This window comes from Actinoplanes missouriensis 431 (assembly GCF_000284295.1).
GTDB lineage: Bacteria > Actinomycetota > Actinomycetes > Mycobacteriales > Micromonosporaceae > Actinoplanes > Actinoplanes missouriensis.
In genome coordinates this window covers 503,066-526,513 of the sequence record NC_017093.1, presented here as the reverse complement: position 1 = coordinate 526,513, position 23,448 = coordinate 503,066, and the positions used below count along the sequence as shown (strand labels likewise).

At 69.4% G+C, this 23,448-nt stretch carries 20 protein-coding genes and 1 riboswitch; of the genes, 6 read left to right on the top strand and 14 right to left on the bottom strand.

The window, feature by feature from the left end:
• Positions 1-38: 38 nt before the first annotated feature.
• Positions 39-1,148, bottom strand: a complete 1,110-nt coding sequence (locus AMIS_RS02465) for a Gfo/Idh/MocA family protein (RefSeq protein WP_231859217.1) — start codon at positions 1,146-1,148, stop codon at positions 39-41.
• Between the two features lie 55 nt (positions 1,149-1,203).
• Here AMIS_RS02465 and AMIS_RS02460 point away from each other — a divergent pair, with 55 nt between their 5' ends.
• Positions 1,204-2,679: an MFS transporter gene (locus AMIS_RS02460; RefSeq protein ID WP_041829520.1), complete on the top strand. Its 1,476-nt coding sequence runs from the start codon at positions 1,204-1,206 to the stop codon at positions 2,677-2,679.
• Positions 2,680-2,740: 61 nt separating this feature from the next.
• On the opposite strand, the gene AMIS_RS02455 is transcribed toward AMIS_RS02460, so the two are convergent.
• The gene (locus AMIS_RS02455; RefSeq protein WP_014440604.1) at positions 2,741-3,385 is read right to left on the bottom strand and encodes a LuxR C-terminal-related transcriptional regulator; all 645 of its coding nucleotides are present in this window, start codon (positions 3,383-3,385) and stop codon (positions 2,741-2,743) included.
• 52 nt (positions 3,386-3,437) lie between these two features.
• On the bottom strand, positions 3,438-4,325 hold the full coding sequence (locus AMIS_RS02450; protein WP_231859216.1) for an NAD-dependent epimerase/dehydratase family protein: 888 nt from the start codon (positions 4,323-4,325) through the stop codon (positions 3,438-3,440).
• 114 nt (positions 4,326-4,439) lie between these two features.
• On the opposite strand from AMIS_RS02450, the gene AMIS_RS02445 reads away from it, so the two are divergent.
• The gene (locus AMIS_RS02445; protein ID WP_014440602.1) at positions 4,440-5,657 is read left to right on the top strand and encodes a CehA/McbA family metallohydrolase; all 1,218 of its coding nucleotides are present in this window, start codon (positions 4,440-4,442) and stop codon (positions 5,655-5,657) included.
• 43 nt (positions 5,658-5,700) lie between these two features.
• On the opposite strand, the gene AMIS_RS02440 is transcribed toward AMIS_RS02445, so the two are convergent.
• Together AMIS_RS02440 and AMIS_RS02435 are read right to left on the bottom strand one after the other, a co-directional pair.
• Entirely contained in the window at positions 5,701-7,668 is a 1,968-nt protein-coding gene (locus tag AMIS_RS02440) for a glycosyl hydrolase family 28-related protein (protein WP_014440601.1), read from the bottom strand.
• 109 nt (positions 7,669-7,777) lie between these two features.
• The gene (locus tag AMIS_RS02435) at positions 7,778-8,725 is read right to left on the bottom strand and encodes a LacI family DNA-binding transcriptional regulator (RefSeq protein WP_014440600.1); all 948 of its coding nucleotides are present in this window, start codon (positions 8,723-8,725) and stop codon (positions 7,778-7,780) included.
• A gap of 103 nt (positions 8,726-8,828) precedes the next feature.
• Between AMIS_RS02435 and AMIS_RS40190 the strand changes: the two genes are divergently transcribed.
• The 4 genes from AMIS_RS40190 to AMIS_RS02415 all read left to right on the top strand — a co-directional run bounded on the left by AMIS_RS40190 (position 8,829) and on the right by AMIS_RS02415 (position 13,573).
• Positions 8,829-9,689, top strand: coding sequence for a hypothetical protein (locus AMIS_RS40190; protein ID WP_157434722.1), 861 nt, complete (start codon positions 8,829-8,831; stop codon positions 9,687-9,689).
• Between the two features lie 32 nt (positions 9,690-9,721).
• Positions 9,722-9,801: riboswitch (S-adenosyl-L-homocysteine riboswitch) on the top strand.
• 17 nt (positions 9,802-9,818) lie between these two features.
• A complete protein-coding gene (gene ahcY / locus AMIS_RS02425; RefSeq protein WP_014440598.1) occupies positions 9,819-11,279 on the top strand; it encodes an adenosylhomocysteinase in 1,461 nt (486 codons plus the stop codon).
• 110 nt (positions 11,280-11,389) lie between these two features.
• Complete coding sequence (locus AMIS_RS02420; RefSeq protein WP_051041795.1) at positions 11,390-11,890, top strand: DUF4142 domain-containing protein; 501 nt, start codon at positions 11,390-11,392, stop codon at positions 11,888-11,890.
• A gap of 30 nt (positions 11,891-11,920) precedes the next feature.
• Positions 11,921-13,573 carry a Na+/H+ antiporter gene (locus AMIS_RS02415; protein ID WP_014440596.1) on the top strand — a complete coding sequence of 551 codons (1,653 nt, stop codon included), beginning with the start codon at positions 11,921-11,923 and terminating at the stop codon, positions 13,571-13,573.
• 31 nt (positions 13,574-13,604) lie between these two features.
• Here AMIS_RS02415 and AMIS_RS02410 read toward each other — a convergent pair whose 3' ends face one another.
• The 9 genes from AMIS_RS02410 to AMIS_RS02370 form a co-directional block, all read right to left on the bottom strand.
• Positions 13,605-15,173, bottom strand: coding sequence for an ABC transporter permease (locus AMIS_RS02410; RefSeq protein WP_014440595.1), 1,569 nt, complete (start codon positions 15,171-15,173; stop codon positions 13,605-13,607).
• Entirely contained in the window at positions 15,170-16,057 is an 888-nt protein-coding gene (locus tag AMIS_RS02405) for an ABC transporter ATP-binding protein (protein WP_014440594.1), read from the bottom strand. The genes AMIS_RS02410 and AMIS_RS02405 overlap by 4 nt, the downstream gene beginning before the upstream one ends.
• 17 nt (positions 16,058-16,074) lie before the next feature.
• A complete protein-coding gene (locus AMIS_RS02400; RefSeq protein ID WP_014440593.1) occupies positions 16,075-16,668 on the bottom strand; it encodes a TetR family transcriptional regulator in 594 nt (197 codons plus the stop codon).
• 30 nt (positions 16,669-16,698) lie between these two features.
• Positions 16,699-17,589: an ABC transporter substrate-binding protein gene (locus tag AMIS_RS02395; RefSeq protein ID WP_014440592.1), complete on the bottom strand. Its 891-nt coding sequence runs from the start codon at positions 17,587-17,589 to the stop codon at positions 16,699-16,701.
• A complete protein-coding gene (locus AMIS_RS02390; RefSeq protein WP_231859215.1) occupies positions 17,586-19,484 on the bottom strand; it encodes a putative bifunctional diguanylate cyclase/phosphodiesterase in 1,899 nt (632 codons plus the stop codon). Before AMIS_RS02390 ends, AMIS_RS02395 begins: the two co-directional genes overlap by 4 nt.
• Before the next feature lie 146 nt (positions 19,485-19,630).
• The gene (locus tag AMIS_RS02385) at positions 19,631-20,515 is read right to left on the bottom strand and encodes an NAD(P)H-binding protein (RefSeq protein ID WP_041830438.1); all 885 of its coding nucleotides are present in this window, start codon (positions 20,513-20,515) and stop codon (positions 19,631-19,633) included.
• An 11-nt stretch (positions 20,516-20,526) separates the two neighbouring features.
• A complete protein-coding gene (locus AMIS_RS02380; RefSeq protein WP_014440589.1) occupies positions 20,527-21,291 on the bottom strand; it encodes an ATP-binding cassette domain-containing protein in 765 nt (254 codons plus the stop codon).
• Positions 21,288-22,301: an ABC transporter permease gene (locus AMIS_RS02375; protein ID WP_014440588.1), complete on the bottom strand. Its 1,014-nt coding sequence runs from the start codon at positions 22,299-22,301 to the stop codon at positions 21,288-21,290. The genes AMIS_RS02380 and AMIS_RS02375 overlap by 4 nt, the downstream gene beginning before the upstream one ends.
• Positions 22,302-22,304: 3 nt before the next feature.
• On the bottom strand, positions 22,305-23,339 hold the full coding sequence (locus AMIS_RS02370) for a sugar ABC transporter substrate-binding protein (protein WP_014440587.1): 1,035 nt from the start codon (positions 23,337-23,339) through the stop codon (positions 22,305-22,307).
• Between the last annotated feature and the right edge of the window lie 109 nt (positions 23,340-23,448).

Genomic DNA, 23,448 nt, shown 5'->3' with positions numbered 1-23,448 from the left:
ATGGGCGCTGATGAAGCCTGGTGAGCCTAGCCCGAAGATCAGATTCCCGGGAGAACGATACGGTTACGACCCGACGCGGCTGATGCGGAGATCGCTTCCAGGACCACGGCGGCGCGGATCGCGTCGGAAAGGCCGGGGCCCTGTGGCACCCCGGTGACGATCGAGCGCAGGAAACAGGCCGCCTCGATCACCTTGAGGTCGTCGTAGCTCATCGCGATCGCGGCGCCCGGCTGGAACGCGCCGAAGTCGCCGTCGCCCGGACCGGCGAAGATCGTCGCGTCGCCGAGACGGAGCTCGCCCATCCGGCGGAAGTCCCAGGACACGACGCCCCGGGTTCCGTAGATCGTGAAGCCGTAGTGGTTCGGGTCCTCCTGCGCGATCCGGCTGGCCTCGCATGTCACGCGGGCGCCGGACTCCAGCCGGAGCAGGGCGGCGAACCAGTCCTCGTTCTCCACGGGACCGGGCTCACCCGTACCCCGCTGATGGCCGGACGTGGCACCCAGCGCTCGTCGCCGCTGCGGAATGAGGATCGCGCTGTCCGCGGAGACCTCGACGATCTCGCCGAGCAGGTGCCGGATCAGGTCCACGGCGTGCGAGCCCAGGTCGCCGAGCACGCCGTTGCCGCCACGGTCGCGCTCGAAGCGCCAGGTCAGCGCGTCGTCCGGAGAGGCCGCGTAGTCGCTGCAGAAGCTGAACCGGGCATGCGTGACAGTCCCGATCACGCCGGTCCGGATCAGCTCCCGCGCTTTCGCGACGGCCGGGGCGTGCCGGTAGTTGAAGCCGACGGTCACCTGGCCGGGGCCGATGATCGCGCGGGCGTCGGCGGCGCTCAGCCCGACCGGCTTCTCGATCCACAGGTGCTTGCCGGCGGCGACGAACGCGGCGCTGATCTCCCGGTGCAGGAAGTTCGGCGCGGTGACGCTGACTGCCTGAATCCGCGGATCGTGCACCAGCGTGCGCCAGTCGGCCACATCGGACGCGAAGCCGAACTGGTCAACCGCCTCGGCGGCGCGTCCCGGCACGTCATCGGCCACCGCGACGAGCATCGGCGCCGGTAGATCCGGGTAGTGCTGGCGGACGCGCAGGTAGGCCCGGGTGTGCACCCGGCCCATCCAGCCCATTCCGATCACTGCGACACCGAGATTCACGGAGAGCCCCTTGGGTAACACGGTGAGCAAGGTCACTCAATACGGAGGTGCGTCCATGGCGCAGAGCCTCGAGCAGGGAACCATCAGGAGCTTGATTCCCGCTCGCATCGACCGGCTCAGCTGGTCACCGTTCCACACCCGCATCATTCTCGCGCTCGGCACGGCGTGGGTCCTCGATGGACTCGAGATCACCGTGGCGAGCGCCGTCGGCCCGGTCCTGGCCGAGCAGGAGACTCTCGCGCTCTCCAGCACACAGGTTGGCTTGATCGCGACGGTCTACCTGCTCGGCGAGGTGTTCGGCGCGCTCTTCTTCGGCCGGCTGTCCGACGCGCTGGGCCGGAAGAACCTCTTCATCGTCACACTCGCCGTCTACCTCGGCGGTAACGCGCTTACCGCATTGACCTGGGGTAACGGCCCAGCCGCACTGGTCTTCCTGTATCTCACGAGATTCATCGCCGGAGCCGGCATCGGCGGCGAATACGCCGCGATCAACTCCGCGATCGACGAGATGATGCCGGCGAAGTATCGGGGCCGGGTGGACATCGGCGTCAACGGAACGTACTGGGGCGGCGCGATCATCGGCACGCTCGGCACGTACATCCTGCTCAACAACGTGGACCTGAACTGGGCGTGGCGGATCGCGTTCCTCCTCGGCCCGGTCATCGGCGTCGCCATCTGGGGCCTGCGGCGGCATCTGCCGGAGAGCCCGCGCTGGCTGGTCATGCACGGTCGCGAGGAGGAGGCGGAGGAGAACATCGCCCGGATCGAGCGGGCCGCCGAGGCCTCCGGTCAGACGCTGCCCCCGCTGGACGACTCGAAGGCGATCGACATCCGGCCGACCCGGCCGCACGGCTATCTCTCGCTGCTGCGGGTGCTGTTCAAGCTCTATCCGGCGCGGTCGACGCTCGGCGCCACGCTGATGATCACGCAGTCGTTCCTCTACAACGCGATCTTCTTCACCTACACGCTGGTGCTGACGAAGTTCTACGGCGTCTCGGAGAAGGCGGCGCCGCTCTATCTGGTGGCGTTCGCGCTCGGCAACCTGATCGGCCCGCTGACCATCGGGCGGCTCTTCGACACGATCGGCCGCCGCAAGATGATCTCCGGGACCTATCTGCTGTCCGGCGCGCTGCTGGCGATCACCGCGTTCCTCTTCGACGCGGGCGCGCTCAACGTGGTGACGCAGACGATCGCCTGGAGCGTGATCTTCTTCTTCGCGTCGGCGGGTGCGAGCTCGGCCTACCTGACGGTCAGCGAGATCTTCCCGCTGGAGATCCGGGCACAGGCGATCGCGGTCTTCTTCGCCATCGCCCAGTGCTTCGGCGCGATCGGGCCGGTCTTCTACGGCGCGCTCATCGGCGAGGGCGACGACCCGGGCAAACTCTTCATCGGTTACCTGATCGGCGCCGCCGTGATGGCGGTCGGCGGCCTGGTCGAGGCGTTCATCGGCATCGACGCCGAGGGCAAGTCGCTGGAGGAGGTCGCCACGCCGCTGTCCGCGGTGTCGACGCGTCCACGCGCCACCGGCTGAGCGCGGGACAACGCCGGCGGCCTTTTCGAAAGGCCGCCGGCGGGACGAAGCCGGCGCAGCGTCAGAGCAGGCCGGCGCTGCCGGCCAGAGCCGCCGCCTCGGTCCTGCTGGCGACCTTCAGCTTCCGCAGGAGCGAGGCGGTCAGGCGCTTCACGGTACGTTCGGACACGTGCAGCAGTCCGGCGATCTCGCTGGTCGACGAGCCACCGGCGATCAGCCGCAGCAGGCGGCGGTCGTCGGTGTCCAGCTGGGTGACGGCCGGGTGCGGCGGCCGCGGGCGGGCCTGCTCGACGAGCGCGGCGAGCAGCCCCGGCGGCACTACCGACCAGCCCTCCAGCGCCGCGACCAGGGGCTGCCGGAGATCGGCGGCGTCCGCGGTGCGGCGCAGCAGGCCGGCCGCGCCGGCGTGCAGGGCCTCGACGGCCACGGACAGGTCGGTGTCGTCGGCCACGGCGACGATCCGCGCCTGCGGTGCCGACTCGTGCACCATCGCCACCGGGTTCCGGCCGGCCGGTTGCGGCAGGCCGGGGTCGACGAGCACCAGATCCGGTACGGCGGCGCGCATCACGCTCGCCACCTTCCCCGCTTCACCGGTGGTCGCCACCACTGTCGCGCGACCGCCGCTGATCTCGGGGATCAGCGCTTCCAGGACGCGGACGAAGGTGGTGTTACCGTCCACCACCACTACCCTGATCCCGTTCTGCATGCAGGCGGGATGCCCCGATCGGCCGAAACCATTCCTGCGAAAAAACCGGGCCTCAGCGCGGGTTGGCCGCCACGAACTTCGCGATGTACTCGTCGAGGCTGCGCTCCGGGCGCCAGCCCAGCGAGGCCGCCTTGGTGATGTCGGCCTGGCCGCGGGTCCGCTCGCCGGGCAGGGCCGGGATCAGCTTGTAGTCGGCGCCGAACATCTGGGCGACGTCCAGCAGCGGCCACTCGTGACCGGCGCCGAGAAGGTAGCCGTCGCCCTCGCCGTCGCTCGCCACCATCAGCAGGCCGCGGACGATGTCGTCGATATGTGTGAAGTCGCGGGTCTGGGTGCCGGGCGACACCACGGTGAGCGGCTCGCCGGCGAGGTACTGCCGCTCGAAGATGCCGATGACCGTCGCGTACTTGCCCGCGCTGATCTGTCCCGGCCCGTAGACGTTGTAGAAGTACGTGATCGCGTAGTCCAGGCCGAACCAGTTCGAGTAGTTCCGGATGTACTCGATGTTCTTCGCCTTGGTCCACGCGTACGGGTTGAGGTTCTCGTCCTGCCCGTCGTTGCCGAACTTCGAGCTGGAACCCGCGTAGATCAGCTTCGCCCGGTGGTTGGCCGTGAACTTGACCACCTCACGGGTGCCGAGGAGGTTGAAGTCCCAGGTCAGGTCGTGATCCTCGAACGACTGCACGATGCGCGAGTACTCGCCCATGTGGAAGACCAGCTCGGGCGAGGAGAACCCGCCCTCGACCCAGAGCCGGGCGATGTCGACCGTCGAGCCATCGACGTAGGTGACCCGGGGATCGTCGACGTGACTCTCCCGGGAACCGGTGAAGTAGTTGTCGAGCGACACGATCACCGCGTCCGGGTACTCGGTCAGCAGCGACTTGATCAGTGCCGCGCCGACGAATCCGGCGCCGCCGGTGACCAGCAGTGTTCGACTCAACGTGTTTCCCATCTCCCGGTGCTCGAAGCGCCGACCAGGCTACCAAGACCACAGTCCCATTCCGGATTCCCCGCCGTTTACCTCACATACATTCATGAGCTTCACTGTTAAGTCATGACGAGTCACGGCCATTCACACAACCCGATGAGCCGGCGCGCCCTGCTGGCCGGCAGCGGCGGACTACTGATGCTGGCCGCCGCCCCGGACAGCGCCTGGGCACGCACCGCCGGCGTCGCCACCAGCGCCGACCCGGTACGCGCGACAGGCGCCACCCGCACCTCCCGGATCAGCCAGGGCACCACGCTCTTCCACGGCGACCTGCACAACCACACCCTCATGTCGGACGGCGACGGCGACCCGGCCCTGGCGTACGAGTCGATGCGCTCGGCCGGCCTGGACATCGCCGCGCTCACCGATCACACCACGCTGCTCTCCATCGAAGGGCTGAGCCGCTCCGAGTGGAACCGCACCGGGCAGCTCGCCGACGCCGCCAACACGCCGGGCGCCTACACCGCGCTGCGCGGGTTCGAGTGGTCGCACCCGCTCCTCGGGCACGTCAACGTCTGGTACACCGGCAACTTCACCGATCTGGGCGGCTCCAGCAGCATGTCCCGCCTCTACAACTGGATCACCGCGTCCGGCGGGATCAGCGGGTTCAACCACCCCGGCCGGGAGCTGCTGCGGTTCAACGACTTTTCGTACAACGCGGCGATGCGCGACCAGATGGTCGGCCTGGAGATGTTCAACCGTGGCGACGACTACCTCTTCGACGGCTGGTCCAGCGGGCAGAGCTCACCGCTCAACGCCTGCCTCAACGCGGGCTGGCGCACCGGGCTGACCGGGGTGACCGACGAGCACGGGACCGAGTGGGGATATCCGGAAGGCAAGGGCCGGACCGGCATCTGGGCCGTCGAGAACACCCGCAACGGGGTGCTCGCCGCGATGCGCGACAGGCGGTTCTTCGCCACCCGGGTGAGTGGCCTGCGCCTCGACGCGACGGCTGCGGGGGTACGGATGGGCGGCACCCTCCCGTTGACCAGCGGTGACGTCCGTTTCGTCGTCGACCTCGACCGCGGGCCGGAGTGGGCGGGCAAGCTGCTGCGGATCCAGGTGCTGCGGCCCGGCAGCCGGGCGCCCGAGGTGGCCGACGTGATCGACGCGACGGCCGGGACGGTCACCGAGTTCACCGTGCCGCTGGACCTCGCCGACGGCTCCTGGGTGGTGCTGCGGATCTCCGACCCGTCGCAGGCGAACGCCTCCCCCGGGCCGGCCGGCCACCCGTGCAACGACTGGGGTGTGGCGTACTCCAGCCCGTGGTGGCTGACCGCCTGACCGCACCGGCGCCCGGACCGCGAGGCCCGGGCGCCGGCCCCGCTCACCAGCGGGACGGCGGCGGGGGCGGGGTCACCGGCGGGCGGTCGTTGCAGGTGATCACGTTTGGGACGTACGGGCCGAGCCAGCCGCCGTCGTTGCCGCCCAGGTCGGTGAGCCCGAACTCGGAACCGGACGCGGGGAAGCCGAATCTCCCGCAGTTGTTCACCCCCGCCGCGCCGACGTTGCGGGCGTCCACGTTCGCGAAGGAGGCGGACCCACCGGCTCGGGCGCTCAGCACGCTCGTACCCGTACCGTCGATCCTGAGGTCTTCGAATCTCACCCCGTCGATCGAGTAGAGGTCCTTCACCGGCCAGTCCGCGACCAGCATGATCGCGTTGTAGGTGCTGTCCAGGTAGTGATCACCGGTCACCTGGACGTCGGCGTCGATGCTGCGCTCCAGCGCGAACATCCAGATCGCGCCGAGACCGATGTTCCAGTTCAACTCGTACGTTCCCGCGCGCACCGTGGTGTTGCCGGTGAACCGCAGGTACCCGGTGAACGGCTCGGCGCCGAATCGGGTGCCCGCGTGCAGCGCGCTGCCCTCCCGGATCGGATCAGCGACCAGGTTGCCGGAGACCGTGATGTCGTTCCCGCCGTAGATCGCGATGCCGTTCGCCAGGGTCGGCGTCTGCACCGTGTTCCGGTCGAACGTGTTGGCCGAGTTCGTGGTCTTCTCCGCCCACATGGCGAGCGCGTCGTCGCCGGTGTTGCGGACGAAGTTGTTGCGGACCAGCGAGTTCGTCACCCCCGTGTGGAAGTTCAGGCCGTCGGCGATCTGGTCGACGACGATGTTGTTCGTGACCTTCACGTTCGCCATCGGGCCGTCGAACCAGAGGCCGACCTTGGTGTGCTGGATGTGCAGGCCGTCGATCGTCGAGTCGCTCATCGCGCCGCCGATGCCGTTCACCTGGTCGGTGTCGATCCGCTCCCGGACGTCACCCTGGATCGCGAAGCCGGAGAGATGCACGTTGCGGCTGCCACCCTCGGCGGCGCTGCGGCCGTAGAAGCCGACGCCGGCGTGCCGGGATCCGTCCGGGGCCGGCGCGTCAAGCGTGACCTGGCGGCCCTTGACGATCGTGTACCAGTTGCCGGCCCCGCCGATCGTCACGTCGTCGACGACGATGTGCCGGTTCACCTGGAAGACGCCCGGGGGCAGGTAGACCCTGCGGTGCGTCTTCTTCGCGTACGCGATCGCCTTCTCGATGGCCGGCGCGGCATCCCGCCGCCCGGTCGGGTCGGCGCCGAACAGCAGCACGTTCACCCCGGCCAGGTCCACCTTCGGGGCGCCGACCAACTCGGAGTCGAGCAGGTCGATCGTGGTGGGCACGCCGCGGGCGGTCAGCCTGATCCTCTCCCCCGCCCGATGGGTACGCCCGAGCAGGAGTCGCTGCTCGTCGTAGAAGTGCATCGGCCGGAACGGCTTGGTGATCACCGGCGCCGGGGTGGTGGCGGCCGGCACGCACTGACACTCGGTGATCCACCAGTCCGGGTGGAGCAGGTCGGCCTGCGGGTCGTCGGTGAACTGGTACTGGTTGTAGAGCCAGGAGTACTGCGAGGTCAGCGTCATGGTCCGGCTGACGTGCCGGGTGGTGACCGCGAGCGGCGCGGTGATCCCGCCACCGGCCGGCGCGTCCGGGATGCTGTAGCGAACGGTGATCGCGTTGGCGGCGCGCGGGAGGGTGAACTCCACGAACTCACCGGGATCCAGCGTGACGGCGGAGCGGCCGGAGGCCTCGGCGGGCAGCGTGTACGCGGTCCGGTCCGGGCCGATCACGGTCCCGTTCGTCCGCGCGTGCTCCGCCTCCTGTTCCACGAAGGCGACGTTCGCGCCCCGGCCGGCGGTCAATGACGGGTCCAGGGCGGCCCGGGTGAACTGGCGATCGGAGGCGGCTGATGCGGGGTGCGCGGTTCCGGTGACACCCAGGAGCGCGCCGAGAACGAGGGCGGACCAGCGAGGTCGCACAGACATCGAGGGCTCTTTCTCTCGGTGGGTGAGCCGACGATAGATGTCCGGTGATGTAACTCACAAGAGTCCGTCAAAGTATTTCGTGGATCTGCTCGTTTCTTGCAAACAACGGTCAGAACTCGGCGGGTGGCACGTTGAACGGCGTGATCACCTGCACCGCGGAGGGGTGCGAGCGGATCGGTCCGGGCAACGCCCCCTGCGACCGCAGGATCGCCAGGCAGGCGTGCCGCAGATCGGCCCGCAGGTCCTGGTGCAGCACCACGGAGATCCGGTGCGCCCGCAGCAGCGTCACGTTCTCCTCGTCCAGCCCGTGCGCCACGAAGACGTCGTAGTTGCGCCGCTCCTCCGCGAACGCGGCCACGATGCCGGCGTTCCCGCCGGTGCCGGCGGAGTAGACGGCCCGGATCGACGGGTTCCCGGCGAGGATCTCCCGCAGCGGTCCGGTGTCCTCGGCATCGGCGGTGACGAGCCGCCGCGACGGCAGCACGGACCGGAAGCCGGTCTCCCGCTCACCCCGCCCGTTGATCACCAGCAGGTCGCCGGCCCGGTCCGCGAGCAGCCGCTCGACCAGGTAACCGGCGGTCGCCCCGGCGTCGAAGTCGTCCACTCCGACATGGGCGATCCGCTTGCCGGCCGGCAGATCGGCGTTGAGCGTCACCACCGGCACGCCCAGCCGGGCCACCGCGTCGGCGACCTCCGGTGACGGCGGGGCCAGCACGATCAGGCCGTGCGAGCGGGAGCGGCCGACCCGGTCGAGGGCCTGCGCCGGGTCGTCGGTGAGATGCAGGCGCGGGCGGACCGCCACCGGGATCTCGGCGATCTCGGCGTCCAGGGCGGCGCGGACGGCTGCGGCGTATCGGCGGGACGTCCGCAGCACCACGTCGATCACGAACGTACGGCCGGACTGCGACTGCTGGCGATCCAGCTCGGCGATCGCCTGATGCACCTGGCGGACGGTGCTCTCCCGGACGCCGCCGCGGTTGTGCAGCACGCGATCCACGGTTGCCTGACTGAGGCCGGATGCCGCGGCTATCTCGCGGATGCGGTACGGGTGCTTCACGCGTACAGAATGATGGGTTTTTGATGTCTTATGGAAGGTCCTTGATGTTTTCTCGCTCCTTCGCGTGACGCCTCGTCCCCCTGGTTACGCTGAGATGGTGCGCGTGATCTCCCGGTTGACGGAGCAGGGTGTCAAGATCTTCGACGAGTACCTCGAGCTGATCGACACCATCGTGGTGCCGCAGGATCCGCCACCGCAGACCTACACGGTGAGCTCGACCGGCGACCGGCTGGTCTACACGACGAGCGAGGCGGCGATCTGCCTCGGACCCGACCGCCGCGAGGCGTGGCGTTTCGAGTTCCCGCCGGGCACCGAGGTCGTGCCTGTCGACTGCGCGTTCTGTCACGACGACACCCTGGTCTGGCTCTTTTTGCCGAACGTCGCCCGCGGCAGCTCCGACCCGGATGTGTGGACGGCTCTCGACGCCGTCACCGGCGAGATCAAGGTCTGCCACGACCTGGAGACCTCCGGGCTCGGCGGGCACCAGATCGCGTTCCCCTACGGCACGCACATGATGCTCGACGTCAGCGAGGGTGAGGCCGGCAGCCGGACCTTCGACTCGGGAGGCGAGGACTGGCTCCGGACCTATCCGTGGAACGACAGGTGTGCGATCGCGATCGCGCCGGACGCCAGCGGCTTCATGACCGTCGCGCACGGCCAGGAGGACGTGGCGTTCCACAGCTTCGGGCCGGAGGACGAGCGGGTCACCGTCACGATCTCGGACTTCCCCGTCGACCCGGACCGCACGGTGATCGAGTGGGCCGGTGGCTTCCTCGACGGCGATGCCGCGATCGTGGTGCTCTCCGACGAAGAGTCCTGGTGGCGGCACTTCCGGGTGGACACCCGCTTCGGCGAGGTGATCGGCGATCTGGGCATCGAAACCATCGACGAGTACGACCTGGAGCTGCTCGGCGATGGGACATATGTCATCACTGACACCGATGGGACACTGCGCCGGATGTGATCATGCTTCCGGTCGGCTAAAGTTGGTTTCGCCCGCCCGAGAGGCGCTGCAACGGACGTCTCACGTCCGCCACGCTCGGCCGGGTTCCATGACGCAAGGGCGCCTCCTGAGAGGGAGGAGCCCTCTTTTATGAGCGACAAACTTCGATCCGTCAACGGTCTCGACTTCGCGGTCGCCGACCTGTCGCTGGCCGAGGCCGGCCGCCACCAGCTGCGCCTCGCCGAGCACGAGATGCCCGGCCTGATGTCGCTGCGCACCGAGTTCGGTGACAGCAAGCCGCTCGCCGGCGCCCGCATCGCCGGCTCGCTGCACATGACCGTGCAGACCGCCGTGCTGATCGAGACCCTGGTCGCCCTCGGCGCCGAGGTCCGCTGGGTGTCCTGCAACATCTTCTCCACTCAGGACGAGGCGGCCGCCGCGGTCGTCGTCGGCCCGACCGGCACGGTCGACGCTCCGGCCGGTGTGCCGGTCTTCGCCTGGAAGGGCGAGACCCTGGAGGAGTACTGGTGGGCGACCATGCAGCTCTTCGACTTCGGCAACGGCCAGGGCCCGAACATGATCCTGGACGACGGCGGTGACGCCACCCTGCTGGTGCACAAGGGTGTCGAGTTCGAGGGCGCGGGCGCCGTTCCGGCCACCACGGCCGAGGACAACCACGAGTACTCGATCATCCTCGAGACGCTGCGGAACAGCCTCGCCGCGTCGAAGGACCGCTTCACCCGCATCGCCGCCGACATCAAGGGCGTGACCGAGGAGACCACCACCGGTGTGGCGCGTCTCTACAAGCTCGCCAAGGAGGGCACCCTGCTCTTCCCGGCGATCAACGTCAACGACGCGGTCACCAAGAGCAAGTTCGACAACAAGTACGGCATCCGCCACTCGCTCGTCGACGGCCTGAACCGGGCCACCGACGTGATGCTCGGCGGCAAGCTCGCCGTCGTCTGTGGTTACGGCGACGTCGGCAAGGGCTCGGCCGAGACGCTGCGTGGTCAGGGCGCCCGCGTCGTGGTGACCGAGGTCGACCCGATCTGCGCGCTGCAGGCCGCGATGGACGGCATGCAGGTCGTCCGCCTCGAGGACGTGGTCGGTGAGGCCGACATCTTCATCACCACGACCGGCGGCACCGACATCATCACGGTCGAGCACCTCTCCGCGATGAAGCACAACGCGATCGTCGGCAACGTCGGCCACTTCGACGACGAGATCGACATGGCCGGTCTCGCTCGTGTCGAGGGCATCGAGAAGATCGAGATCAAGCCGCAGGTCCACGAGTGGCGCTTCCCGGACGGCCACTCGGTGATCGTCCTCTCCGAGGGCCGGCTGATGAACCTGGGCAACGCCACCGGCCACCCCAGCTTCGTCATGTCGAACTCGTTCACCAACCAGGTGATGGCCCAGATCGAGCTCTGGACCAAGCCGGGTGAGTACGCCAAGCAGGTCTACGTGCTGCCGAAGCACCTGGACGAGAAGGTGGCCCGGCTGCACCTGGACGCGCTCGGCGTCCGGCTGACCACCCTCACCAAGAAGCAGGCGGAGTACCTGGGCGTCGACGTCGAGGGCCCGTTCAAGCCGGAGCACTACCGGTACTGATCGGTTACGAACACGAACGGGCGGGCCGGAGCGGTCCGCCCGTTTTCGTACCCGGATCTGGTTTTAGCCTTGACTTTATGCGCTTATTTGCTGTTTTTGGGGCAGCTGTCATGCTCGCCGTTGCCGCGGTCAGCCCGGCCCAGGCGCGCCCGGTCAGCGCCGACGCCGACTTCCTGATCGCCGCCCACCAGGGGAACCTCGCCCAGATGGCCGCCGGCAAGATCGCCAAGCACCAGGGTGCCACCGAGCCGGTCCGCGACCTCGGCCGCGAACTCGCCACCTACCACCGCAAGCTCGACGTGACGGTACGCCGGACCGCCGCCCGCCTGGACATCCGGCTCCCCGCCGAACCGAACTCGGAACAGCAGGCGCTCATCGAGCAGTACCGGGTCGCGTCCGGCGCCGACTTCGACACGCTCTTCCTCGGCAGCCAGCTCCTCGCGCACGAACGCGCGATCAAACTGGCCCAAGTCGTGATCGACACCGGCACCGAGCCGTCCGTGGAGAAGCTCGCCGGCAAGGCCCTTCCGGTGATCCAGCGTCACCAGCAGGTCATCGCCGCGACCCAGCAGAAGGTTGACCCAGCGTCAAAGGCCGACCTCGCCGGATAACGTGAGCGGGTCAGCAGGAACAATGATCGAATGAATCTCGAGGAGATCCTGCTTTTCGGCCTGATCGCGGTCGCGGTAATCGTCGCCGTGCGTTGGGTCACCGAGAAGACCGGCCTCCCCGCCGCGGTCCTGCTCACCCTGATCGGTATTGCCTACGCATACATGCCGGGTCCCAATCTCGAACTGGAACCCGAGCTCGTTCTGACGTTCATCCTGCCGCCGCTGCTCTACAACGCGGCGCTCGATTCATCATTGCTCGACATCCGGCGCAACATGCGCACGGTGATCAGCCTTTCCGTCGCGCTGGTGCTCGTCACCGCGCTCCTGATCGGCCTCGGCTTCTCACTCTGGGTAGCCGGGGCCACCCTCGCGGCGGGTGTCGCCCTCGGCGCCGCCGTCGCCCCGCCCGATCCGGTCGCCGCGCTCGCCGTCGGCCGCCGGGCCGGGCTGCCCAGCAAGATGGTCACGCTGATCTCCGGCGAGGGCCTGCTCAACGACGCCACCGCGCTGACCATCCTCACGGTCGCGGTGACCGCGCAGGCGCACGGCGACTTCAACTTCGACAACGCGGTCGGCCAGTTCGTGATCTCGGCGGCCGGCGGCGTGCTCGTCGGCATCGCGGTCGCCTACGCCGTACGGCTGATGAAACCGTTCCGCACCGACCCGCTCAACGCCAACGCGCTCTCCCTGGTCACGCCGCTCGCCGCGTACTTGATCTGTGAGAACGCGTTCGTCCACCACTACGTCACGATCTCCGGCGTGCTCGCCGTGGTGGTGGCCGGCCTGATCGTCGGCCACGACACCCCGCGCTACACCAGCGGGGCCACCCGGCTGCAGACCAGCGCCGTCTGGCGTCTGATCGACTTCCTGCTGGAGGGCGTGGTCTTCCTCCTGATCGGCCAGCAGGTGCCGAAGGTGATCGACGGTCTCGCCAAGTACGAGACCAAGACGATCATCATCGCCCTGGTGATCACGCTCGGTGTGGTCCTGCTGCTCCGCCCGCTCTGGCTGGTCGTCACCCAATGGCTGCCGCGCTCGCTGCACACCCGCCTCGGCGGGCACACCGACGAGGACACCGGCGACGCCCGCGAGATCCCGCTCACCGGCAAAGAGATCACCATTATGAGCTGGGCCGGCACCCGCGGCGTCATCACCCTCGCGGCGATCTTCACACTGCCGGCCGGTTTCCCCGATCGCGAGCTGCTGCACTTCTGCGCCATCGCGGTCGTGCTCGTCACCCTGGTCGGCCAGGGCCTCACCTTCGCCCCGTTGGTGCAGAAGCTCGGTCTGCGGGCCAACCAGACCGACCGTGCCCGGGAGCGCAACGAGGCCCGCTCGGCAGCCGTGCGTGCCGCCCTGGACCGTCTCGACGACATCCAGGAACAGCAGCACGACAACGTCGAGGACGAGGCCATCGAGACGATGCGCCGCCAGCTGCAGGTCCGCCTCGACCGTTACCGCCGCCGCCTCGACATGCTGGAACAGTCCGAGTCGTCCGACGTCCCGATCTCACCGCAGTACGAGGCGGCCCTGATGGTCCGCCAGGCAGTGATCGACGCCGAACGCGACGAGTTGCTCCGCTGGCGGGACGCAGGCCACCTCAACGACGACAGCCTGCGAGTCCTCAACCGCGAGTTGGACCACGAAGAACTGATCCTCCCCAAACGCAACGCCAGCCACTGACCGTGGGGGCCGGCCCTCAAAAGCCGGCCCCCTAGAGTGCCCGAACATCCCTCCGCCGAAGAGCAACCAACCCCACCAAGCCCAGCCCCACAGCCACCCCACTGAGCACCACCAGCGGCGCCAGGCCAACCGAACCGCTAGGCAGATGCGGCACATGGGTGAACGGCGACAGATCCAGCACCCACTGGTCGAGCTCCAGCAGCGGCCCCGCAAGCAACAGCAGCAGGCACACACCGATCACCGCCCAGGCCACCGAAGCCAGCCGGGGAAGCGTGCCGATCAACAGCATCGTCACCCCGGCCAGGACCCACACCGCGGGCAACTGAGCCAGCGACGCCCCCACCACCGGCCCGGGCGTCCCGTGCACGACACCCGCGAACACCCCCTCGGCGAGCAGCGCCGCGGCCGGCCCCACCAGGGCGAAGAGAAGATGCGACCCGGCCCAGGCCAGCCGCCCGACCGACGTGCTCAGCACCGCCTCGGCATGCCCGGTCTGCTCCTCGTCCCGCATCCGCAGGGCGGCCTGCACGGCGTAACACGCGGCGATCAGCCCGCAGATCGCCGCGGTGGTGGCGAAGTACGCATCGGTGACCTCCCCGCTCCCACCGATCCGGGAGAACATCTCGTCGACCCCCTCGGAGTCGGACGCCAGCTCCACCATGCTGCTGCCGACGGCCCCGAAGACCAGCCCGAGCGCGGCGAACCCGGCGACCCACCCGAGAAGCAGCCCACGATGCAGCCGCCAGGCCAGCGCAAGCGGCGAACGCAGCGACGCGGCCGCGGCGCGTGGTCCGAGCCGTGCGGCGAGCAGGCCCGCACCCATGTCGCGGTGGGCCATCAGGTACGCCGAGACGCCCACCGCAGCGACCGTGAAACCCAGTGCGAGCATCGCGGGCCTCCAGTCCTCACCGGAGGCAGAATAGGGAAAGACGCGGTGGACCCAGCCGATCGGTGACAGCCACGCCACAAACTCCGCCCTGTCCGAGATGTCCCCCACGAGCCGCAGGAGATAGGCCCCACCGAGCGCCACCACCGCGATCGAGCGGGCGCTGCGCGCGCTGGCCGTGAGCTGCGCCGCGACCGCCCCGACGCCGGCGAACATCCAGCCGCTGAGCGTGAAGACCGCCCCCAGCGCGAGCGAACCGGCGACCGGCAGCCCGACGCCGATCGTCGTGACGGCCACGACCGCACCCGTCAGGAGCGCCGCGCCGCAGGTCAGGATCAGCGCCGCGGCGAGCTGGGCGAACCGCCCGGTAACGGTGGCCCGGAGAAGCTCGGTGCGGCCGGCCTCCTCCTCGGCCCGGGTGTGCCGGATGACGGTGAGCAGCGCGGCCAGCCCGACCATGACCGGCACGAAACCGCCCCGCCAGACGACCAGCTCACCGAGGCTGTCGCCGTGCAGCGGCCCGTAGAGGGCCACGAACCCGGCGTTGCCGGCGCTGATCCGGGCGTAGTCGACGCGTTCCGCCTCGGTGGCGAAGAGCGTCTGGAACGAGGAGGCGTAGACGTACGGCAAAAGGCCGAGCCCGAGCACCCAGAGCGGCAGGATCACGCGGTCGCGGCGCAGGGCGAGGCGCAGCAGCCGCGGCGTGCCGGTCATTGCGAGTCCCGGGTGTAGTGCCGCAGGAACAGCTCCTCCAGCGACGGCGGCTGACTGATCAGGCTGCGCACGCCGGCCGCGACGAGGGTCTGCAGCGCCGGCTCCAGCGCGTCCGCGTCGACGTCGAAGGCCACCCGCCCGTCCTCGGTGGTCAGGTCGTGCACCCCGGTGATGCCGGCGAGGCCGTTGACCGGGCCGGTCAGCTCGGCGCGGATCGTGGTGCGGGTGAGGTGCCGCAGGTCGTCGAGGGTGCCCGTCTCCACGGCCCGGCCGGCCCGGATGATCGTGAGCCGGTCGCAGAGCGCCTCGACCTCGGAGAGGATGTGGCTGGAGAGCAGAACGGTGCGGTCCCCGCGCCGCTTCTCCTCGAGAACGACCTCACGGAACACCTCTTCCATGAGCGGGTCGAGCCCGGACGTCGGCTCGTCGAGCAGCAGCAGCTCCACGTCGGAGGAGAGCGCCGCCACGAGCGCCACCTTCTGCCGGTTGCCCTTGGAGTAGGTGCGCCCCTTCTTGCGCGGGTCCAGCTCGAACCGCTCGATCAGGTCGTCGCGGCGTTTCGGGTCGAGCCCGCCGCGCAGCCGCCCGAGCAGGTCGATCACCTCGCCGCCGGTGAGCGAGGGCCAGAACGTGACGTCGCCTGGCACATACGCGAGGCGGCGGTGCAGCTCTGTCGCGTCGGCCCACGGGTCGCCGCCGAGCAGCCGCGCGGTGCCGCCGTCGGATCGCATCAGCCCGAGCAGCACCCGGATCGCGGTGGTCTTGCCCGCGCCGTTCGGCCCGAGGAAACCGTGCACCTCACCGGTCCGGACGTGCAGGTCGAGCCCGTCCAGCGCGGTGACCGAACCGAATCTCTTGATCAGCCCCTCGACCTCAATGGCCATGTCAGCTCCCAGGAAGACTAGTGCCGATCGAGCGCCTCCAGCGCCTGGTCGGTCTGCTCGGGGGTGAGCAACGGCTGCGAGAAGACCTCGATCGAGGCCCGCAGCATGCGCAGGTAACCGGGCATGGCCCCGACGTCCTCGCCGAGCACGGCCGTGAGCTGGTCGCGCATCAGGAACATGCCCATCTTCATGGCGCCGAGGACCGCGACGAAGGCCCGGGGGTCGCCGGTCTTCATGCCGGTCGAGGCCAGCCACTCCTCGCCGCGCCGCACGGTCTCCTCGAAGGTGGCCAGGCTGCGCGGTGAGCCGTCCATCAGTGAGCGGACCAGGTATTGCTGGAGGCCCATGATGTCGGGCGTGAGCGGGCCGATGGCCTGCGACTCGGTGAACCGGATCTGCAGCTCGGCGACGCGCGCGAGGGCCCACTCGTCGCAGGCGTCGCGCAGTCCCTCCTTCGACCCGAAGTGGTGCCGGAGCAGGCCGGAGGAGACACCCGCTGCCTGCGCGATGTCGCGCACGGTGGCGCCGGCGATGCCGCGCTCGGTGAAGAGCGCGATCGCGGCGTCACGGATCCGGGCGCGGGCGGTCAGGTCGCTGGCAGCACTACTCACACGTGCAGCGTACTACACAGACGTGTAGTTTCACTCCCCGTTGATTGTCGCCGTGGTGACAGCGCTCGATGCGAGGTTCCAGCGGGACAACAGATCGGCGTAGACGCCCGAGTCGATCAGCCGCTGGAGCGCCTCCCGCAGACAGTCCCGCAGCGCGGTGTTGTCCTTGGCCACCGCGATGCCGAAGAGGCCGGGCTCGTACTGGGCGTCCGAGGCGAGCTGGTAGAACGCGCCGGTCCGCTCGTTGCTCACCAGGAACGCGGCGGGCGGGAAGTCGACCGGCACGGCGCTGACCCGGCCGGTGCGCAGCAGCAGGAGGGCGTCCGCGTTCGTCGGCTCACTGTCGATCACCAGCGGCCGGCTCTCGCAGGTCGGCTGCAGCCGCTGGAGCATCTCCTCCTGAAGGGTGCCGCGCTCGGTACCGACGGTGTGCCCGCAGAGGTCCTCGAAACTGGTGATCTTCTCCGGGTTGCCGCGCTGCACCACGATCGAGGTTCCGGTGCTGAGGTAGTTCACGAAATCGGCCTCGGTCTGCCGCTCGGCGGTGTCGGTCATCGACGAGAGCACCCCGTCGTACTCACCGGCCGCGACCTCGTCCAGCGCTCCGTTGAACTCGCCCGCCACCATCTCGCCCCGCACGCCGAGAACTCCGCCGAGCGCGGTTGCAAGATCAGGAGAAAACCCGATTATGGTACGGCCATCGGCCGCGTAGTACTCCATCGGCGCATAGCTCGCATCCGTGACGAGCCGGATCGAACCGCGCGCCCGGACAGCCTGCGGCAACCGGTCGTGCAGCGCCTGATCGACAGTCACGCCACCGGTGATGTCGAGGCCGCCGCCCGGTTCCTCCTCCGGTGTGCTCGTGGCACAGCCTCCGGCCGCGAGCAGGAGCAGGACGGTGAGCGCCCGGCGGATCCTCATCGGCTGACCCCTTCGAGATGCGGCTGAGCGGAGATCTGCGTCCACGGCACCGGACGGCTGAACAGGTAACCCTGGGCCTCGTCGCACCCGGCATCGGCGAGCCAGCGACGGACCTCCTCGGTCTCCACGCCCTCGGCGGTGGCCCGGCTGCCGAGCCCGTGCGCGAGCTCGATCACCGAGCGGACGATGGCCTGGCTCTCCGGGTCGCGCACCACGTCGGTGACGAAGGACCGGTCGATCTTGATCTCGGTGATCGGCAGGCCGCGCAGGTGGGACAGGTTGGTGTAACCGGTGCCGAAGTCGTCCACCGAGACACCGACGCCGGCGGCGCTCAGCTCGGCGACCGCCCGGGCCGCCTCGTCCGCGTCGGCGGCCAGCGCGGTCTCGGTGACCTCCAGGACCAGCCGGTGCGACGGGATGCCCGCCTCGGCGAGCAGGTCCAGGACCAGGCCGGCGAAGCCGGGCACCTCCAGGTTGCGGGCCGAGACGTTCACCGAGAGCGCCCAGTCGTGCCCGGTCGCGGTCCAGCCCAGCTGGTCGGCGAGGGCACGGCGCAGCACCCACTCGGTGAGCGGGACGATCAGGCCGGAGTGCTCGGCGGCGGGCAGGAACTCGCCGGGCGGCAGCAGCCCGCGTTCCGGGTGCTGCCAGCGGACCAGCGCCTCCACACCGCAGACGTCGCCGCCGGGCAGGGCCACCTTCGGCTGGTAGTGCAGGATCAGCTCGTCGCGTTCCAGGGCGTGCCGCAGCTCGGCCTGGACGACGAGCCACTGGTGCGGCTGCCCGGCGGTGGCGCCGGAGTAGACGACGATGCCGTTGGTGCCGCGCTTGCCCTGGTACATCGCGGAGTCGGCGCGCTGCTTCAGCTCCTCCACGCCGGTGCCGTGCGCGGGGTAGAGCGCCACCCCGAACGCGGCCTCGATGCTCAGCGGCACCCCGTCCAGCACCATCTCCGCACAGACCCGGTCGCGCACCTCGGCGAGCAGGGCGACAGCGGAGGCGGCGTCCCGGCGCGGCAGCAGCATGGCGAACTCGTCGCCGCCGAGCCGGGCCAGCCGGTCGTCCGGTCCGAGAGCCGCGCTCATCCGGTCGGCGACCACCCGCAGCAGCTCGTCGCCGGCGTGGTGGCCGAGGGTGTCGTTGACCTCCTTGAACCGGTTGAGGTCGACGAGCACGATCGCGCCGGTCCCGCCCTTGGCGAGGACCGCCTCGGCGTGCGTGCGGAACGCCGCCCGGTTCGGCAGGCCGGTCAGGGTGTCGTGCAGAGCCTGGTACTCCTGGCGGGCCGCATACCGGCTCAGCGAGCGGGTGGTCCACCACGCGAGCACGGCGAGCACCAGGTAGAGCGCGGCGAGTCCGGCGCCGATGCGCCACCAGGTACGGCTGACCTGCGCGTGGAAACGATCGGCGACCGCCTGGTACGGCAGATACACCTCCAGCACCCCGACCGACTGCCCGGACGCGCTCGCCACCTGCGGCCGCAGCACCCGGATCACCTCGGTGTCGATCACCTCGGCCCGGGGCTGGCCGGCCGCCGCGGCCTGGAAGTCCGGATCGGTGACCGGCACGCCGCCGCTGGTCGAACCGTCATCCGAGAAGATCACCCGGCCGGAGAACGCACGCAGGCGCAGGCGCAGCAGCGATCCCCGGAAGATCGCCTGCTCGGTGGAGTCGTGCATGCCCTCGGACTGTGCCGCGGTGAGGCCGTCCTCGATGCTGGTGGAGGCGCCGATGTATCCGGCGTTGAGCGAGGGCGCGACGGCCATCTCGGCGATCATCGCCGCCTGGGCCAGCCCCTGCTCCCGGCCCTGTTCCGCCGCGTCCTGGCGGTAGCCCTCGAAGACCAGCGCTCCGAGGGCCACCACGGGCACGAGGCTTGCCGCCGCGTACGTCACGAACAGACGGGAGCCGTTCCGGACGTGCGGGCGCCTGGATGCTCGGCGGGGCCACATGCGCGTCTCATCGACGCCCCGGCTCAACCCTTGAGAGAAAACACCGACGCCCCGGCTCGGCCCCTGAGGAAAAACACCGACGCCCCGGCTCAGCCCTTGACGGAGATCACCGGCGCCAGCGTGCCGGCCGCCCACGCCGCGAGGGTGGTCGGTGTGGTCGTGACGGGCGTCCGTGGCTGTTCGGGGGTGAAGTCCCCGCGCAGGCCGCTGGTCATCCCGACCAGCCCGGCCACCGCCGCCTCGGTGAGCCCGGCCTGCCCGAGACCCGCCGCCAGCACCTCGTCCGGCACCACGTCCAGGGTGACCTTACGGTCGATCGCCGCGCCGACGATCCCGGCGACGTCCGCCCAGGTCAGGTCGGCCGGTCCGTGGACCGCCTGCACCACCGTGCCGGACCAGTTCGGCGCGAGCAGCCGGGCGGCGGCCACGTCGCCCACGTCCCGCGGGTCGACCCAGGGCATCGGCTGGTCCGCCGGCATGGTCGTGGTGAGCCGGCCGTCGCGCAGCTCATCGAGGTTGCCGAAGAGGTTCGTGAAGTAGTACCCGTTGCGCAGGATGGTCAGGTCCACCCCGGTGGCCGCGAACGCCTCCTCGGACCGGGCCAGTCCGTCGATCAGGCCGGCGCCGTGCCGCCGTTCCGCGCCGACGCTGCTGATCAGGACGACTCGGCGTACCCGATGGGTGTGCGCGGCGGTCGCGCCTGCCTCAGCCATCGTGATCATGTCCGCGAGCGGATCGGCGGCGGTGAAGTTCTCCGGGGTGATCCAGAGCAGCGCGTCGAGCCCGTCCAGCGCGGTGTCGAGGAACGCCGGGTCGAGGAGGTCTCCGCGCATGACGTCAGCCAGCCCGTCGATCCCGGGATCCAGTTTCGCTGGATCCCGGACCACCAGCCGGGGCCGCTCCCCGGCTTGGATCAGCAGGCGGGCCGCACGGGATCCGACATTGCCGGTGGCACCTGTGATTCCGATAGTCATGCCGTCCAGCATCACTCACCGGGCGGTGGTGCCGCACCCGTCATGATGGCGACCGCGTCCGACATGCTGTGCGACTGCGGGGTGATCACCGCGATCCGCCGGCCGAGCCGCTGGATGTGGATCCGGTCTGCGACTTCGAAGACGTGCGGCATGTTGTGACTGATAAGGATCACTGGCAGGCCCCGGTCCCGGACGTCGCGGATCAGCTGCAACACCCGGTTGCCCTCCTTCACCCCGAGCGCCGCAGTCGGCTCGTCGAGGATCACCACCTTGCTGCCGAACGCGGCCGAGCGGGCCACCGCGACGGCCTGGCGCTGACCGCCGGAGAGCGACTCGACCGCCTGACCGATGTTCTGCAGGGTGCCGACGCCGAGCTCGGTCATGTGCCGCCGGGCCTCCGACCGCATGTGCTTGCGGTCCAGCATCCGGAAGATCGTTCCCAGCGGGCCGGAGCGGCGCTCCTCCCGGCCGAGGAACAGGTTGTCCGCGATGTCCAGGCCGGGGGCGACCGCAAGGGTCTGGTAGACGGTCTCGATGCCGGCCGACCGGGCGTCCATCGGGTTACGGAAGCGCACGGGCTCGCCGTCCAGCCGGATCTCGCCGCTGTCCGGCACGAGCGCCCCGGAGAGCGCCTTGATCAGGCTGGACTTGCCGGCCCCGTTGTCGCCGATGACCGCGAGGATCTCGCCGGGGAGCAGCTCCAGGTCGCTGCCGTCGATCGCGACGACCCGGCCGTACCGCTTGGTGAGGTTCTTGGCCTCCAGGACCGGGGTCATGTCTTCACCTTCCTGATCCACTGGTCGATCGAGACCGCGATCAGCACGAGCAGGCCGATCGCGAAGCCCTGCCAGACCACCTCGACGCCGGCCAGCTGCAGGCCATTGCGGAAGACACCGACGATCAGCGCTCCGATCAGGGTGCCGATCACCCCGCCCCGGCCGCCGAAGAGGCTGGTGCCGCCGAGCACCACCGCGGTGATCGAGTCGAGGTTGTACTCGGTGCCGACGTTCGGGCTGGCCGACGCGAGCCGGCCGATCAGGATCCAGCCGGCGATCGCGTAGAGCAGGCCGGCGGTCGTATAGACCGAGAAGAGCACCCGTCCGGTACGGATACCCGCCAGCCGAGCGGCCTCCACGTCGTCACCCGTCGCGTAGACGTGCTTGCCCCACGCCGTCGAGCTCAGCGCGTACGCGAAGAACCCGAACAGCAGCAGCATGATGATCGAGCCGTAGCTGAGCCGGAAGTCGCCGATCGGGATCGACTGCCCGGTCCACGTCATCAGCCCGGGCATGTCCGCGCCCCGTACCGTCTCGCTGTTGCTGACCACCGCGTTCAGCGAGAAGAAGATGGTCAGCGTGCCGAGCGTGACGATGAAGGGCGGCAGCTTGATCCGGGTGACCAGCAGACCGTTCAGCGCGCCCATCGCCGTGCCGCAGGCGAAACCGAGCAGCAGCGCGATCGGCGCCGGCATCCCGGCGTCGGTGCAGAAGAGCGCCATCAGGATCGACGAGAAGACCGCTATCGCACCGGCCGAGAGGTCGATGCCGGCGGTCAGGATGATCAGGGTCTGCCCCAGCGCCAGCGTCGCGATCACGGTGACCTGCAACAGCACCAGGGAGAGGTTCGCCGCGGAGAAGAACCGGACGTTGACGATCGAGAACGCGATGATCGCCACGACCAGGACGGCGAGCGGCCCGAGCACCGGATTGCCGTGCAACAGGTGCTGCACCCGGAGGCCGAACGAGTCGTGACGGCGGGTCTCGAAGTCTGCGGTCGTGGTCGCCATGACTCAGCCCCAGCAGTTCTGCCTGCCCCACGCGGAGTCCTTCGCCTCCACGCCGGCCTGCGGGTCGTCGGTGATCAGCTGGACGCCGGTGTCCACGAAGTCCTTGCCGGCGGTGTTCTGCGGGCGGGTGCCGTCCTTGGCGTACTGCGCGATCGCCTCGACACCCAGTTGCGCCATCTTGATCGGGAACTGCATCGAGGTCGCCCCGATCACGCCCTTCGCGACGTTGTCGACACCGGGACAACCCCCGTCGACCGAGACGATCGTGACCTCGCGCTCCCGGCCGGCCGCCTTGAGCGCCTCGTACGCGCCGGCCGCCGCGGGCTCGTTGATCGTGTAGACCAGGTTGATCGTCGGATCCTTCTGGAGCAGGTTCTCCATCGCGGTACGCCCACCCTCCTCGTTGCCGTCGGTGACGTCGTGCCCGGCGATCCGCGGGTCGTTCTCGTCGCCGATCCGGGCCGGGTCACCGATGTCGACGCCGAAGCCCTCCAGGAACCCCTGGTCGCGCTGCACGTCCACGGAGACCTGATTGGGGTTGAGGTCGAGCATCGCGATCCGCGCCTGCGTCCCGCCGGTGGAGAACTTCGCCTTGGCCCACTCCCCGATCAGGCGGCCCGCCTCGAAGTTGTCGGTGGCGAACGTGGCGTCCACCGCATCCGGCGGATCGACCGGCGTGTCCAGCGCGATGACCAGCATGTCGGCCTGTTTCGCCCGGTCGATGGAGGGGACAATCGCCTTCGAGTCGTTCGGTGTGATCAGGAAACCCTTGGCGCCGAAGGAGATCAGGTTCTCGATCGCCTGCACCTGCGCCTCGTTGTCGCCGTCCACCTTCCCGGCGAAGGTCTGCAGGTCGACTCCCTGCTCGTCGGCCGCCTGCTGCGCTCCCTTCTTCATGGTCACGAAGAACGGGTTGGTGTCGGTCTTGGTGATCAGGCCGACGACCGGTTCGCCGGTGCCCCGGTTGCAGGCACTCAGGCCGGCCAGGATCAGGACCGCGCAACCCGCGGCCGCGAGAAGCTTCGACTGCTGGCGCATGCCTCCTCCGAAACCGGACATCGAGAGACAACGTTGTCTTGGAGTAGACGCCCGGCCACCCGCAGTGTCAACAATGAGTTTCCAAGCTGTTGCGTTGAGTGATCAATGC